The organism is Mesobacillus sp. S13, from assembly GCF_020422885.1.
Lineage (GTDB): Bacteria > Bacillota > Bacilli > Bacillales > Cytobacillaceae > Mesobacillus > Mesobacillus selenatarsenatis_A.
The window spans coordinates 1,892,360-1,907,523 of the sequence record NZ_CP084622.1; the positions used below are offsets into that span (position 1 = coordinate 1,892,360).

The 15,164-nt window shown below is 43.2% G+C and carries 13 protein-coding genes; 11 read left to right on the plus strand and 2 right to left on the minus strand.

Annotated elements, in window-relative coordinates; all coding sequences use genetic code 11:
* The first annotated feature begins 8 nt into the window (after positions 1 to 8).
* From mutS to LGO15_RS09465, 4 genes are all read left to right on the plus strand, one after another.
* Entirely contained in the window at positions 9 to 2,669 is a 2,661-nt protein-coding gene (gene mutS, locus LGO15_RS09450; protein WP_226087400.1) for a DNA mismatch repair protein MutS, read from the plus strand.
* 36 nt (positions 2,670 to 2,705) lie between these two features.
* Positions 2,706 to 4,661, plus strand: coding sequence for a DNA mismatch repair endonuclease MutL (mutL, locus tag LGO15_RS09455; RefSeq protein WP_226087401.1), 1,956 nt, complete (start codon positions 2,706 to 2,708; stop codon positions 4,659 to 4,661).
* A gap of 309 nt (positions 4,662 to 4,970) precedes the next feature.
* A complete protein-coding gene (locus tag LGO15_RS09460; protein ID WP_226087402.1) occupies positions 4,971 to 5,318 on the plus strand; it encodes a hypothetical protein in 348 nt (115 codons plus the stop codon).
* A gap of 123 nt (positions 5,319 to 5,441) precedes the next feature.
* Positions 5,442 to 5,966, plus strand: coding sequence for a DinB family protein (locus LGO15_RS09465; RefSeq protein WP_226087403.1), 525 nt, complete (start codon positions 5,442 to 5,444; stop codon positions 5,964 to 5,966).
* 130 nt (positions 5,967 to 6,096) lie between these two features.
* Here the strand turns inward: LGO15_RS09465 and mreBH are convergent, their stop codons facing one another.
* Positions 6,097 to 7,104 carry a rod-share determining protein MreBH gene (gene mreBH / locus LGO15_RS09470; RefSeq protein WP_226087404.1) on the minus strand — a complete coding sequence of 336 codons (1,008 nt, stop codon included), beginning with the start codon at positions 7,102 to 7,104 and terminating at the stop codon, positions 6,097 to 6,099.
* 270 nt (positions 7,105 to 7,374) lie between these two features.
* Between mreBH and miaA the strand changes: the two genes are divergently transcribed.
* The 5 genes from miaA to LGO15_RS09495 all read left to right on the plus strand — a co-directional run bounded on the left by miaA (position 7,375) and on the right by LGO15_RS09495 (position 11,637).
* Positions 7,375 to 8,328, plus strand: coding sequence for a tRNA (adenosine(37)-N6)-dimethylallyltransferase MiaA (miaA, locus tag LGO15_RS09475; protein ID WP_226087405.1), 954 nt, complete (start codon positions 7,375 to 7,377; stop codon positions 8,326 to 8,328).
* 29 nt (positions 8,329 to 8,357) lie between these two features.
* Entirely contained in the window at positions 8,358 to 8,588 is a 231-nt protein-coding gene (gene hfq / locus LGO15_RS09480; RefSeq protein WP_167832906.1) for an RNA chaperone Hfq, read from the plus strand.
* A 440-nt stretch (positions 8,589 to 9,028) separates the two neighbouring features.
* On the plus strand, positions 9,029 to 9,988 hold the full coding sequence (gene spoVK / locus LGO15_RS09485; RefSeq protein WP_167832907.1) for a stage V sporulation protein K: 960 nt from the start codon (positions 9,029 to 9,031) through the stop codon (positions 9,986 to 9,988).
* A gap of 85 nt (positions 9,989 to 10,073) precedes the next feature.
* Positions 10,074 to 10,304, plus strand: coding sequence for a glutaredoxin family protein (locus LGO15_RS09490; RefSeq protein WP_226087406.1), 231 nt, complete (start codon positions 10,074 to 10,076; stop codon positions 10,302 to 10,304).
* 313 nt (positions 10,305 to 10,617) lie between these two features.
* Positions 10,618 to 11,637 carry an STAS domain-containing protein gene (locus tag LGO15_RS09495; protein WP_226087407.1) on the plus strand — a complete coding sequence of 340 codons (1,020 nt, stop codon included), beginning with the start codon at positions 10,618 to 10,620 and terminating at the stop codon, positions 11,635 to 11,637.
* A gap of 61 nt (positions 11,638 to 11,698) precedes the next feature.
* Here the strand turns inward: LGO15_RS09495 and LGO15_RS09500 are convergent, their stop codons facing one another.
* A complete protein-coding gene (locus LGO15_RS09500) occupies positions 11,699 to 12,304 on the minus strand; it encodes a trimeric intracellular cation channel family protein (protein ID WP_167833066.1) in 606 nt (201 codons plus the stop codon).
* A gap of 179 nt (positions 12,305 to 12,483) precedes the next feature.
* Here LGO15_RS09500 and hflX point away from each other — a divergent pair, with 179 nt between their 5' ends.
* Both hflX and LGO15_RS09510 read left to right on the plus strand, forming a co-directional pair.
* On the plus strand, positions 12,484 to 13,743 hold the full coding sequence (gene hflX / locus LGO15_RS09505; RefSeq protein ID WP_167832910.1) for a GTPase HflX: 1,260 nt from the start codon (positions 12,484 to 12,486) through the stop codon (positions 13,741 to 13,743).
* Positions 13,744 to 13,773: 30 nt separating this feature from the next.
* A complete protein-coding gene (locus LGO15_RS09510) occupies positions 13,774 to 15,045 on the plus strand; it encodes a methionine gamma-lyase family protein (protein WP_226087408.1) in 1,272 nt (423 codons plus the stop codon).
* The last annotated feature ends 119 nt before the right edge of the window (positions 15,046 to 15,164 follow it).

The following is a 15,164-nucleotide window of genomic DNA, read 5'->3' on the forward strand; positions in this document are numbered from 1 at the left end:
AGGATAATATGGCTACATATACCCCTATGATCAAGCAATACCTGCAAGTGAAGGCAGATTACCAGGATGCCTTTTTATTTTTCCGCTTGGGAGATTTTTATGAAATGTTCTTTGAGGATGCGTTAAAGGCATCCCAGGAGCTTGAGATTACTCTGACAAGCAGAGAGGGCGGCGGCGAGGAACGGATTCCGATGTGTGGTGTTCCTTACCATTCAGCTCCTAACTATATTGAACAGTTGATTAACAAAGGCTATAAAGTTGCGATATGTGAACAAACCGAAGATCCCAAGACGGCAAAGGGTGTCGTCAAGCGGGAAGTTGTCCAGCTAATCACTCCGGGAACAGTGATGGAGGGACGAGGGCTTTTAGAAAAGGAAAATAATTTCATCGCTACTGTTTCGGTTTTTCCTGGAAACATGTTCGGGTTTGCATGCAGCGACCTGTCGACAGGGGAAAGCAGGGCTACCCTCGTCAACGGCAGTATCGAAGATCTTATTAACGAATTATCGATTTCAGGAGCAAAGGAAGTTGTCATTGAAAGCTCGCTTTCTCCAGAAATCCAGAAAAAGATGAAGGAACGTTCTATTCTTGCGCTTTCAATTGAGGACAACATCGAAGTGAATGAGAATTTTTCATTGCTATTTGCGGACCTCGAGGATGAACAGTTAAGAAACACAGCTTCAAGGTTATTCAATTACTTATACAGAACTCAGAAGCGCAGCCTTGACCACCTGCAAAAGGTATCTGTCTACAAGGTACAGCAATTTATGAAAATTGATTATTTTTCAAAGCGCAATCTTGAATTGACAGAGACAATTAGGTCGACGGCGAAAAAAGGAACACTTCTATGGCTGCTTGATGAGACAATGACCGCAATGGGCGGCAGGATGCTGAAGCAATGGATCAACAGGCCGTTGATTGACAAAACTGAAATTGTCCGCCGCCAGGAATTGGTCCAGCTTTTTGTCGGACAGTTTTTTGAACGCCAGGAATTACGTGAGAAGCTGAAAGAGGTCTACGATCTTGAACGCCTGGCTGGCAGGGTTGCCTTTGGCAATTTGAATCCAAGGGACTTAATGCAGTTAAAAAGGTCTTTATTACAAGTACCATCTTTAAAATATATTTTGGAGAGCCTTTCCCATGAAGAAGCTGCCTCCATGGCTGATAGACTCGATCCTTGTGAGGAGGCAGCCGATCTGCTTGAACAGGCAATCGTTGATAACCCTCCTATTTCTGTAAAGGAAGGGAATATCATCAGGGATGGCTACGATCATCAGCTAGACCAATACCGAGATGCCAGCCGGAATGGCAAAACGTGGATTGCCATGTTAGAGCGGGACGAGCGTGAGAAAACAGGGATCAAATCATTGAAAATTGGCTACAACAGGGTGTTTGGCTACTATATTGAAGTAACGAAGGCCAACCTTCATCTTTTACAGGAAGGCCAATATGAGCGGAAGCAGACTTTATCGAATGCCGAGCGGTTTATCACTCCTGAGCTGAAGGAAAAGGAAGATTTGATCCTTGCAGCCGAGGAAAAAAGCATCGAGTTAGAATACCAGCTGTTTACCGGAATTCGCGAAAGGATTAAAGAGTTCATTCCTAGATTACAAGGGCTTGCCAGAGCATTGAGTGAACTGGATGTCATTCTAGGCTTTGCAGAGCTGAGTGAACAGCGTCAATATGTAAGACCGCAGTTCTCAGCAGATAGGAAAATTGTTCTGAAGGATGGACGCCACCCGGTTGTCGAAAAAGTGATGGATGCTCAAGAATATGTGCCAAACGATTGCTTTATGGACAATGACCGCGAAGTACTGCTGATTACTGGACCAAATATGTCTGGTAAAAGCACATATATGCGCCAGGTTGCCCTGACGGCAATCATGGCACAAATCGGCTGTTTCGTTCCGGCGACTGAGGCGGTCATGCCGATATTTGACCAAGTTTTCACCAGGATTGGGGCGGCAGATGATCTTGTTTCTGGGCAAAGTACTTTTATGGTAGAGATGCTTGAGGCAAAGAACGCAATAACCAATGCGACGAAGGACAGCTTGATTCTTTTTGATGAAATCGGCCGGGGCACATCCACATACGACGGAATGGCACTTGCTCAGGCGATGATTGAATATATACATGATAAAATCAGCGCTAAGACGCTGTTTTCGACCCACTACCATGAAATGACTTCACTGGAAAATGATTTGGATAAATTGAAGAATGTGCATGTCAGTGCTGTCGAGCAGAATGGAAAGGTCGTTTTTCTTCATAAAATCAGGGAAGGTGCAGCGGATAAGAGTTACGGGATCCATGTTGCCCAGCTTGCTGAATTGCCGGCAGACCTGATCGAACGTGCTGCTGAAATCCTGCAGACACTTGAACAAACAGACACACAAGTTTCATCTGAACTTAATCGTCAGGAGAGCTTCAACTCTGTAAGGGAAACTTTGCATAACGAAGAAGAAAACCAAAGCATGCTTCAAGCAGCTGAAACAGCAGCCGCGGCTCAGCTATCATTTTTTGATGAGGAGCCTGAACAGAAGAAAGCTAGTGGTTCAAGCAAGAAGGAAAAGCAGGTTCTTGAACAATTAGTTGGACTGGAAATCCTTGATATGACTCCTTTGCAGGCTATGAATATGCTTTACGAGCTGCAAAAAAAGCTAAGGAAATAATGCGGCTAAAACTATTGAAAAGCTGGAGGTGACAGAATGGCGAAAATTATTCAGCTGGACGACGCCTTATCAAACAAGATTGCTGCCGGTGAGGTAGTTGAACGGCCGGCATCGGTTGTGAAGGAATTGCTGGAGAATGCAATTGATGCTAATAGTACCGTGATCGAGATTGATCTTGAGGAAGCTGGACTAGCCAGGATCAGGATCACAGACAATGGAGACGGCATAGAGGAAGACGATGTTCTCGTCGCCTTCCAGCGGCATGCCACTAGCAAAATCAAGAACGAAAATGACTTGTTCCGAATCAGGACTCTTGGGTTCAGGGGCGAGGCTCTGCCGAGTATTGCCTCTGTTTCAAGGCTTGAAATGAAAACATCGACCGGCATCGAAGGCAATAAAGTGGTCATCGAAGGCGGAAAGGTAGAGTCAGTGGAGAAAGCCGACAGCCGAAAAGGTACGGATATCATCATTTCGGATCTGTTTTTCAATACTCCGGCACGGCTTAAATATATGAAAACCATTCATACAGAACTTGGCAATATAACGGATGTTGTTAACCGTCTGGCGCTGGCAAATCCAGAGATTTCCTTCAGGCTTGTCCATAATGGACGACAGCTTTTAAAGACGACAGGAAATGGGGACGTACGCCAGGTGTTGGCCGCCATCTATGGTATTAATATGGTGAAATCCATGATTCCTATTTCGGGAGAATCATTGGATTATAGAATTAGCGGCTATATCTCAATGCCAGAAATCACCAGGGCATCAAGAAACTATATTTCGACGATGATTAATGGCCGTTTTATCAAAAACTATGCTCTCGTAAAGGCGATTCAGGAAGGCTACCATACATTGCTTCCTATAGGCAGATATCCTGTCGTTCTTTTGAATATTGAAATGGACCCGCTTCTGATAGATGTGAACGTTCATCCGTCCAAGATGGAAGTACGATTGAGCAAGGAGCATGAATTGAATGAGCTTGTCTCGAGTGTCATAAAAGGTGCCTTTAAAACGAAGGAATTGATTCCGGCTGGGATGGTCACTCAGAAGCAGGAAAAGCCAAAATCAGAACAAACTTTTATGGATCTCGATCATTTGCCTGAAGCTGAAAATAAGCCCAACTTAGTCCCTACACCCAACGTTGGAAGATCATTTGTTGAGGAGAAGGCCATTGAGCTTGGAAATAGCTATAAAACGGCGGATCTCAGCAACAGCTTCAATGCTCCCGAACTTGCGATTAATCAACAGCAGGAAGCACCAGACTGGAGAAATGCTTTTGTAGCCCAAGAGAATTCCATATCTTCATCAGTTTCACCAGTTGAAGACGAATCTGTACAAGGTGAGGAGGAAGTGATTGCTCCAGCTGCTGCCTCACCAGTTGTCGGACCGGCTGCTGAAGTGCAGGCTTCTCGAGTCCCTCCTCTTTATCCAATAGGGCAAATGCACGGGACCTATATTCTCGCACAGAACGATCGTGGTTTATATATCATTGACCAGCATGCCGCCCAGGAGAGAATCAAATATGAATACTTCAGGGACAAGGTAGGCGAGGTGGCGACTGAGCTTCAGGAAATGCTTGTCCCAATCACACTTGAATATTCGGCGGATGAATGCATCAAAATCAATGAGTATCAGCATGAACTTGAAAAAGTGGGGGTGTTCCTTGAGCCATTTGGCTACAATAGTTTCATCGTTCGATCACACCCGCAATGGTTCCCTCGCGGTGAGGAAAAAGATCTGATTGAAGATATGATTGAACAGCTGCTCATGATGAAGAAAGTGGATCTTAAAAAGCTTCGAGAAGAAGCAGCGATTATGATGAGCTGCAAGGCATCAATCAAAGCCAATCACCATCTGCGAAACGATGAGATTCAGGCATTGCTGGATGAATTGCGGCGTTCATCGGATCCGTTCACTTGTCCGCATGGCCGGCCAATCATCGTCCACTACTCCACATATGAAATGGAGAAAATGTTCAAAAGGGTAATGTGATAAGAATAGCGAGATAAAAATGAAAATTCATATATGAAAAAACAGTGTTTCCAGTGGGGACACTGTTTTTTTGTGTAATGAAAATTTTACTTGAGATGGATAATAATTCTTTAAATCCGCCTGAACATAGTGTAAAATTACACTAATAGGAAAAATGTAAATCCATTGATTTGGTTATTGGCTCTTATACTTATCAAAGGGGGCGAAAGATTGTTTGCTTTCTCATTAGTATTTTCCGTTTTACCTGTAGCTTTATTGGTATTTATAGTGGCTTTTGCAGTGAAAAATAAGGAGCAAGGAGGAGAGAAAGTGGTCAGACATTTATATACTTATCTAGTATTGTTTGCTACATTGATGATGGTAATTGGCGGAGGGGTTTCGATATTCATGGCAACAGCCGATCTTGTCAGTCCAACCGGATATTATCAAAGTTTTACTGAATACAAACAAATGGTGAACAATGGAAAAATCGAAGGTTCCAAATCAGAACTGACTGAGGAAGAACTTCGCAGCAATTATGATGTGTATGTTACAGAAGAAAAGCAACGGCAAAAAGACAGGGCAGTCAATCAGATTATCAAGAGCCTTGGCTTTATTGTCATTCCTTTGCCGGTATTCTTGTATTTCAATAGGCTAAGGAAACAATATAAGGAATGAAATGGAGGGCACTGTTAAAGAACAGTGTCCTTTTATTTTGACGCAAGGAAACAAGCATTTTAAAAGGGAAAAATCTGTTTTGCACGAATTACTATATAAGAAAAGAATGAAGGGGGTTTTATAATGTTCAAAAAGCCAGCTTTAGAAATGTTTCCTGAGTATACAAGGGGCTATATTAAACTGGTCCCAGAAGGAGACATTACCAATATTCTTGCTGAACAGCTTGAGACTACGTACAAATTATTATCCAAAGTAACCGAGGTTCAGGCCAACTATCGCTATGGGGAAGGGAAATGGACTTTGTCCGAGGTGCTTGGACACCTGACAGATACTGAAAGGATCATGTCCTATAGAATCCTTCGCATTGCAAGAGGAGATACAACTCCTCTAATGGGATTCGATGAGAACGAGTTTGTAAAGAGAGCTACCTTTTACACGCGCACGATGACAGATCTTTTGGAAGATTATCAGAACGTTAGAAGAGCAACAATCAGTCTGTTAAAAGGCCTTCCGCAAAAATCTTTACTTATCATGAGCAAAGCCAATGGGTACGATGTATCGGTAGAAACCATCGCTTACATGATCAGCGGGCATGAACTCCATCATCTGAAGATTATTAAAGAGAAGTATTTATTAAGTGGCAGCTAAAAATGGTTTTAGACTTTTTAGGAGCATTTATGAGAGAGGATGGATAAAATCTTCTTTGCAGATTATTTGTGTGAATGAAAGTAAACTAAAAGATCGCGTATTCTATCGCGATCTTTTAGTGACAGTTATTTTACTTTACAGCAGGCTGTAACTTATGAATGTACTGCAATGCTTTACCAGTTCCTATCGCAACCGATTCAAGCGGATTTGGAGCAATGTGTACTGGAACGACCATTTCGCCTCCAAGCCAATCCTGCATCCCGTTCAACAAAGCGCCGCCACCAGAAAGGATCACGCCGCGGTCTACAATATCACCGCTTAGTTCTGCAGGGCAGTCCTCTAGTGTAGCACGTATCGCTTCCATGATATGAAGCAGGGATTCTTTCAGAGTGTCCCTGATTTCATAGGAATTGAGGGTCACGGTCTTTGGAAGGCCTGTTACAAGGTCACGGCCTCGGATTTCCATTTCCAACATTTCATGGTCAACAAGCGCATACCCAATCTCCATTTTGATTTTCTCAGCTGTTCTTTCACCAATGAGGACATTGTATTCTTTACGTACATAATGGACGATGTCTTCGTCCAATCTGTCGCCAGCGATGCGAATGGAATGGCAGGCAACGACACCGCCATATGAAATGATTGCGACTTCCGTTGTGCCGCCACCGATATCAACGACAACGTTCGCTACCGGCTCATCAACAGGCAGTCCAGCTCCAATTGCCGCGGCAACTGGTTCCTCAATCAGATGTACCTTCTTTGCTCCAGCATTTCTGACTGCATCCTGGATCGCACGGCGTTCAACACTGGTTGAGCCAGACGGTGTGCAGACGACAACATCCGGTTTACGGAGTGTAAAGCCGCCCTTTTTTGAAGCTTTCTTCATGATTTGTTTAAGCATTTCCGTTGTTACGTCGAAATCAGCAATGACTCCATCTTTCAACGGACGGATCGCCACGATTTTTCCAGGTGTCTTGCCGATCATTTCCTTCGCTTCCTTGCCGACAGCAAGAACATTTTTCGTTTCAGTATCGATCGCCACTACTGAAGGTTCATTCAAGGCGACTCCTTTATTTTTACTATATACTAGTGTATTGGCTGTACCTAGATCAATCCCTATTTCTGTAGTTGATAACATAGTGTCTTCACCCAGTTCCCTAAAAAATTATTAACCATCATAGACTTCTACTAAACTATCATGAATCTGGGGGTGAAAGCTTGTTTGTTACTGAATCGTTATCTAACTGTAAAGGTTGAGGAAAATTTTTTCAGAAGATGATATAAGAGAATAATATTTGTAAAATACGGGTATAATGCATAGATGTTCAACTGCTTTCTATTTAATGGTAAGATAAATTTAAGTTGTCAGAAAGCTGACACCCTATATGAAAAGGCAGTGTGAAATTTTTTGGAACAAAAACAGAAATTGATTGTGTTAATTGGGCCGACTGCTGTTGGCAAAACGAAGCTAAGCATTGAGCTTGCGAAGAAATTCGACGGTGAAATCATAAGCGGTGATTCCATGCAAATTTACAAAGGGATGGATATAGGAACCGCAAAGATCACCGTGCAAGAGATGGAGGGGATCGCCCACCATTTAATTGATATCAAGGAACCGGATGAAAGCTTTTCAACGGCTGAATTTCAGGAGCTTGTCCGGGAGAAAATCAATGAGATTAGCTCTCGCGGGAAAATGCCGATGATTGTTGGCGGTACAGGGTTATACATCCAGTCAGTTATTTTTGATTATCATTTTACGGATGCTCCCTCTGACCCAGCTTTCAGGCACAGTTTGGAACAAGTAGCAGAGGCTGAAGGTCAGGAATTTTTACATGAAAAATTACAAGAAGCCGACCCCGAAAGTGCATCAAGAATCCATCCTAATAATGTCCGCCGTGTGATTAGAGCGCTGGAAATCATTCACTGTACAGGCAAAACTGCGAGCGAACTGCAGGAAAACCAATCACCGGAACTTTTGTATGATATTGCACTAATCGGACTGACAATGGACCGGGAAATGCTATACAACCGAATCAATTACCGCGTCGACTTAATGATGGAACAGGGGTTGCTAGATGAGGTTAAGTACTTTTATGAGAAGGGCTTAAGAGACTGCCAGTCCATCCAGGCGATTGGATATAAAGAGCTTTATGACTACTTTGATGGCAAGGTTCCTCTGGAAAAGGCAATCGAGAATTTAAAGCAAAATTCGCGCAGATATGCAAAAAGGCAGCTAACATGGTTTCGAAACAAGATGAATGTGGAATGGTTTGATATGTCAGAGTCTAATGACGATGAAAAAAAATTCGCCGAAATTTCCAAGTTCATTGAAGGAAAGCTCGAGATAAAAGCGAATACATAATAATAGAGATAAAAGAGGAGGATCCGCCCATGAAACAAGTGAATATTCAGGACCAGTATTTAAACCAGCTCCGCAAGGACAATATCAATGTGACCGTCTTCTTATTGAATGGATTTCAATTGAGAGGCCAAATCAAAGGCTTTGATAACTTTACGGTGCTGTTTGAATCCGAAGGAAAACAGCAGCTTGTCTATAAGCATGCCATTTCGACTTTCGCGCCGCAAAAGAATGTACAGATTGATTTCGATGTTCAGGCTTAATTAAATAACGAGTAAGAAGACCCGCCAGAGCGCGGGTTTTTTCTTTGTATGATAAAAGTATTTTTGTGTGGATAACTCTATTTGGGTATCTTGATCCAGTTTCCGTGCCTAGCCCCTCGTGACGCTTGGGTCCTGCACCCCGGGTCTTCTTAAGCTTCTCATTCCAACCGTTTGCTCCTTTTACCGCGATAATTGTTTATTTTAAAAATGAATTTCCACCTTCTTGAATACATATAAATATAGAAGTTTATTTCTTGGGAAACCGCATATTGTGACAAAACCAAAATAAACTGCCGGAGCTTGTCGAACAATCAAGTTACTCCCGTAGTGTGAACCTTTAAGAATATAGTTAGATAAAGCCAAGATAGAAGATGTTATTGGCGGATATCACACATGCAGCCATGATGCGTATACTGTTTCCAGAATGAGAGGTGAAATCTTTGGACCAACCGCTTCGTAAGAAAAACAACGGACAAATCAGTATTGTGTTGAATGCACAGCAAAGGAAAACCTTGACTAAGGAATTGCCCGAGTCGCAGCTGGTCCCAAAGTCAATCCCGCAGGAGCATGCAGCTTTAAAAGAAATCGAAGAAGAGCTCGGTGCACTTGTTGGCATGGAAGAAATGAAAAGGATGATCAAGGAGATTTATGCCTGGATCTATGTGAACAAGAAACGGGAAGAAATGGGCCTGAAAGCTGGAAAACAGGCTCTTCATATGATGTTCAAGGGCAATCCGGGAACAGGAAAGACAACGGTCGCCAGGATTATCGGGAAGCTCTTCCTTAAGATGAATGTCCTGTCAAAGGGGCATTTGATCGAAGCGGAGAGAGCGGATCTTGTTGGCGAGTATATTGGCCATACCGCGCAAAAAACGCGCGATTTAATAAAAAAAGCAATGGGAGGCATCCTTTTCATTGATGAAGCTTACTCGCTTGGCCGGGGAGGGGAAAAAGATTTCGGCAAGGAAGCGATCGATACCCTCGTTAAACATATGGAGGATAAGCAGCATGAGTTCATCTTGATCCTTGCCGGGTATTCGAGAGAAATGGAATTTTTCTTAACACTAAACCCGGGGCTTCATTCAAGGTTCCCGCTCGTGATTGATTTTCCTGACTATTCAATAGAACAGCTAATGGAAATTGGCCAGCGAATGCTGAAGGACAGGGAATATAGCCTTAGCCACGAGGCAGAACGTAAGTTGCGGGAACATCTCGTAAATGTAAAATCAACACTGGGGGCGGCGGCTTTCTCGAATGGCCGCTATGTTCGTAACGTGATAGAGAAATCGATCCGGGCACAGGCCATGCGGTTGTTAATGCAGAATCAGTATGATCGCCATGAACTAATGACACTCCGCAGCAATGACCTTGTTTTTACAGATGATAACAAGGGGAAATAATGTCAGCAGATTTGTTGACATTATTTTTTTAGTTCTCTATTATACCCGTACATGTATTTATTTTTATTCATTGGGGGAATTCAGAATGAACGAAATTACAGTTTACACCACAAACACTTGTCCTTACTGCACAATGTTAAAGAACTTTCTTGACGATAAAGGGTTAGCATATAAAGAAGTGAACGTACAGCAAGACCCGATCGCCGCACAGAGATTGGTCAATGCAACCGGCCAAATGGGTGTGCCTCAATCAAACGTAAATGGAAATTGGGTACTAGGGTTCGACCCTAATTCAGTCATGTCTTTCTTGAAATAATGACAGGGGATTCCAGTTTTACTGGAATCCTTATTTATTTACAGCCAAATAACTTCCTCATGACTTATAACTCTTCCTCATAGAAGTCTTTCTGGAGTTTCGGTCGTTTTTTGCACCGCCCCCTCCCCTCTATCTACCGTAGTTCTAACCTATATTATCAAGTGGGGGCAATTCTGGTTATGAGAAGTTGGAAATCAAGTTTAAGAGAATTGAAAAAAGGGTAAATGAAGGTGGCTTCCCTAGGTTCATTTTGGGAAAACTATTCATTATTGCAAAAGCTTAAAATTATATAGATAAAAAGGAGCTATAATATATGGGGTATGAGTATAATTATGACATCGCAGGTTATGAGTTCGGATGGGATGTCAAATCAGGGAAGTTTACGTTCGAGGGCGATGATGCCGTGCTTTTTTGGATTTCATCGGCAATGAAAACCTTTTTCGATACAATTGAAGAGATCTCTGGTGAAGAGGCATCCAACCTGGTTTTCGAATCTACTGGGTTTCGCCAGGGACTTGTGGTCGGCCAATACTTTGAAAAAATGAAAGAAGTCAGTGTTGCTGAAGCAGCTGATATGATCACCAATACATATGCAACCGCCGGCTGGGGGTTAACGCTAATTAAGGATCTGAATTTTGAAACAAAAACTTTTACGACGTTCATGAAGGACAGCTGGGAGCATAAGGTGAATGTTGCCCAGGGCAAGAAAAAGGGCGGGAGCTTTCTGCCCGCTCATTATGCTGGAGTTTTCACGGCGCTTTTCGGAACAAATATTTGGTATGAAATCAAGCAGCATCAACTAGAAGGGCATGAATACAGCGTAATTGAATATTTCCCTTCTGATGTGACTATCGCCGATAATATTCATCAGCTTGCACGTAAGAAAGAATCGGAACAAATCAAGAAGCTGGAAGGACTGGTCGAAGGGAAAACTGCGGAATTAAAGGAACTGGTCAATAAGCTTTCTTCCCCAATCATTCCAGTTCTTGAGGGTATCGTCGTCGTTCCCTTGATCGGAAAATATGAGGAAGACAGAGCAGATCAGCTAATTGTAAATACGCTGAATCGACTGCCGTCTTATAAAGCAAGCTATCTTGTTCTGGATTTGACAGGCATGGACCAGGAAATCGGCCAGCATGCTGTCAGCCTGATCGAAAAAATTGGTTCAGCAGCAAGGATTATCGGTACAAAGACAATCCTAGTAGGTATTTCATCGAATCTTGGGATTGAAATCACTCAATCCAACATTAATTTATCGAAGTTTGATTGCTTCCAGACACTTCAGCATGGCATCCACTACGCAATCGGGCAAATGGGCAGGAAAATCATATAGAAATTATATAAATAAAAAAGCAGAGTTGATCATAAAAAAGATCAGCTCTGCTTTTTTCTCTTTAGTGGACTCCGAGTTTACGTACTGGCAAGTGCCATTTGTAGGTATACGACAGAACGCGAAGTGCTGTGATGACAGCAAATAGACCGTAAAGTTCAACAGCTTTATTAGCCATACCAAGGCCGATGACAAGTCCGGCAAGAACAGCCCATACTGCATAAATTTCAGCCTTCAGCACCAATGGTTTTCTGCCTGCCAGGAGATCACGGATTATGCCGCCGCCGCTTCCAGTCAATACAGCGGCCACGATGATGGCGCTAATTGGATGGCCCATATTGGATGCATAAATGGCACCTTGAATCGCAAAAGCCGCAAGCCCGATTGCGTCAAAGAAGTTGCCCCAACGCTGCCAGTGTTTTAATAGATTGCTAGGAAATAAAAAAACGATAGTGATAGACAACAATGCTAAATTGAAGAATATACCCTGTTCCCATAAAGCTGAGACCGGTACCCCAATAAGCAGGTTTCGGATGGCACCGCCCCCAAATGCTGTCACGATTCCTAATATATATACACCGAAAATATCATATTCTTCTTCCATTGCGATAAACGCACCGCTGATCGCGAATGCTACTGTTCCAATCATGCTGAGTACTTCCCATGTCATCATGCTTTTCTCCTCGTGTTAAGTTGATGCTTTAAACTAAAACGGTAAATGAAAACATATTGATTTTATCATGTATATTCTAATTTACAACCACTTTTTCCCCAGCTTTCAAAATTTTTGTTTCTGGCGTTATTTTGGTATGATGTCTTTAGCTATATATATGGAAAGAAGGGTGTTATTTGGAACGAGAAAACGTATTTGAAAAAGTGATTCTTGTTGGCTGCCAGACGGCTGAAGAGGAAGATCTTCGTTTTCAATATTCAATGGAGGAACTTGAATCACTTACGGAAACGGCTAAGGGCAATGTCCTGATGCAGGTTGTCCAAAAACGGCCAAGGGTTCATCCTGCTACATACATAGGCAAAGGGAAGGTGGAAGAGCTTCAAGCACTTGAAGAGGAGCTCGAGCCGGAATTAATCATATTCAATGATGAACTGTCTCCAAGCCAAAACAGAAATCTTTCTGCCGGTTTGAAGGCGAGAGTCATAGATCGTACCCAGCTGATCCTTGATATTTTCGCTCAAAGAGCCCGGTCAAAAGAAGGGAAGCTGCAGGTAGAGCTTGCTCAGCTGCAGTACCTGCTGCCACGTCTTGGCGGCAAGGGGATTGAAATGTCACGTCTTGGTGCCGGGATCGGGACGAGAGGACCAGGGGAGACAAAGTTGGAGTCCGATCGCCGTCACATCCGGAAACGAATCGACGATATTAAAACGCAATTATCGGTGATCGTTCAGCACCGTGACCGCTACCGGGAGCGCCGGAAGAAAAACAAGGCATTCCAAATTGCCCTTGTCGGATACACGAACGCAGGGAAATCAACGCTGTTTAACCGGTTGACAGAGGCAGACTCCTTTGAAGAAAACCAGTTGTTTGCCACCCTCGATCCAATGACAAGGAAAGCGATCTTGCCAAGCGGCTTTACGGCTCTATTAACAGATACGGTTGGTTTCATACAGGACTTGCCAACGACTTTGATTGCTGCTTTCCGCTCTACTTTGGAAGAGGTTCGTGAAGCAGATTTGCTCTTGCATGTAGTGGATATGTCCAATGAGGATTACTACTCACATGAACAAACAGTTAATAAACTGCTGGAGGACCTTGAAGTCCACCAAATCCCACAGGTTACCGTTTACAATAAACGCGACATCGCACACCAGGATTTTGTGCCAAACGCAAAAAATGAGACGGCTTTTATTAGTGCGTACAATGAGGAAGACCGCAAGAACTTGCTTGTAAAAATTGAACAGTCAATCATTGGAATGATGGAACCTTTCCATGTACTCGTGCCGTCAGATGAAGGGAAACTCCTGGCACAATTGAAAAATGAAACCATTCTTCGTGAGCTTGCATTTGACGAAGAAAAGCAAGGCTATGTCTGCAAGGGCTATTCTTTAGCTGATCATCAGATTACCGGCCAGCTGAAGCGGTTCTCGATATAATTTGATACTTATACAAGATAGGAGAGCAACATGTTTACACACTTGAAAAATGGGCAAATGCTGCAGCCGCTTGTCAGCGAAATTGAGCAGCAGATTGCTGATATCCACAAAAAAATAGACGGACGGATTGATTCAAATCAGTTCAGGGTATTGCAAAGTTTCCAGAAGCATCGAGTGAGTGATTCTCATTTCATTCCGACGACTGGTTATGGATACGACGATGCGGGCAGGGAGACGCTCGAAAAAATTTATGCCGAGGTGTTTGGTGCTGAAGCTGGGCTGGTTCGCCCTCAAATCATTTCAGGAACTCATGCGATTTCGATTTCGTTATTTGGCATCCTTCGGCCTGGTGATGAGCTGCTATATATCACTGGGAAACCATATGACACTCTGGAAGAGATTGTCGGGATACGGGGAACCGGAAACGGATCATTGAAGGAATTCGGAATCTCCTATGATTCCGTCCATCTAACGGAAACTGGAGAAATCAATTGGGGTGCAGTAGAGAAGGCCATCAAGCCTGAAACGAAAATGATCGGCATCCAGCGTTCGAAAGGGTATGCGACACGACCTTCATTCACTGTGGCGCAAATTGGTGAAATGGTGAAGTTCGTAAAGGAAATCAAATCCGATGTCGTTGTCTTTGTTGATAACTGCTATGGTGAGTTTGTCGAAGAGCTGGAACCATGCCATGTTGGCGCTGATCTGATGGCTGGATCCTTGATTAAAAATCCAGGCGGCGGTATTGCCAAGACAGGCGGATATATTGTTGGCAAGGAAGAGTTTGTCGAGTCATGTTCTTACCGGATGACATCTCCTGGTATCGGTGCCGAAGCCGGTGCTTCACTTTATTCATTACAGGAAATGTACCAGGGGTTTTTCATGGCACCGCATATTGTGGCGCAGGCTTTGAAGGGGGCAGTTTTCACAGCCGCGATGCTGGATCGTTTAGGAATGAATTCAATGCCTGAATGGGACGCGGAAAGAACTGATCTTATCCAGGCAGTCCAATTCGACGACCGTGAAAAGATGGTTGCTTTTTGCCAGGCAATTCAATATGCATCCCCAATCAATTCTCACGTAACCGCACACCCCGCTTACATGCCGGGATATGAAGATGAAGTAATCATGGCTGCTGGTACATTCGTCCAGGGAGCTAGCATTGAATTGACGGCTGATGGACCGATCAGGCCGCCGTATGTTGCATATGTACAAGGAGGCTTAACGTATTCACATGTGAAAATGGCCGTGTGCATAGCTCTCGATTCTTTAATTGAAAAAGGTTTAATACTTTTAAAATAGGTAAATATACAACAGGACGCTTGCTAAATAAGTCCTGTTCTTTTTTTATGAAATTTCATGTTAGATAATCTAACATATATTTGACAGGATTCCTTACATTGAATATAATAAGATTATCT